Source organism: Vibrio sp. 10N.222.46.A1, from assembly GCF_041473595.1.
Taxonomy (GTDB): Bacteria; Pseudomonadota; Gammaproteobacteria; order Enterobacterales; family Vibrionaceae; genus Vibrio; species Vibrio tasmaniensis_A.
In genome coordinates, this window is the sequence record NZ_JBFRSN010001068.1 from 1 (window position 1) to 394 (window position 394).

Annotated in this window: 1 protein-coding gene; it reads right to left on the bottom strand. The window is 41.9% G+C overall.

Going from position 1 to position 394, the window contains the following annotated elements; translation table 11 throughout:
• On the bottom strand, positions 1-274 hold a 274-nt coding region (locus AB4496_RS23805), incomplete at its 3' end, for a flavodoxin domain-containing protein (protein WP_372132229.1).
• Positions 275-394 lie beyond the last annotated feature (120 nt).

The following is a 394-nucleotide window of genomic DNA, read 5'->3' on the forward strand; positions in this document are numbered from 1 at the left end:
CTTCTTGGTCACCTAAACCAAACAGCGCTACAACCTTGCCTTTCATTGGCGTGGTTGCAATGTCTTCCCACAGTTCATTCCAATCTTCTTGGATTTCACCGAAGTCCCAAGTTGAGATACCGAGCAGTAAAAGATCGTAGTCCGCCATCAATGAAAGAGGGGTTTCTTTCACGTTATGGATATCAACTAGGTCTTCACCAATAATGCCGCGAATTTTCTCTGCTGCCATTTCTGTGTAGCAGGTGGTTGAGCCGTAAAATAATCCAATTTTCATAGCAAACGTTCAATTTTAATTTCAGATGGCGAATTCTAACCATAAATCGACTTCGATTGCAGCGATTATCCGCTCAAGTCGTAATTTTTATGGCATTCATATTTGCTCTGGCATACTCTC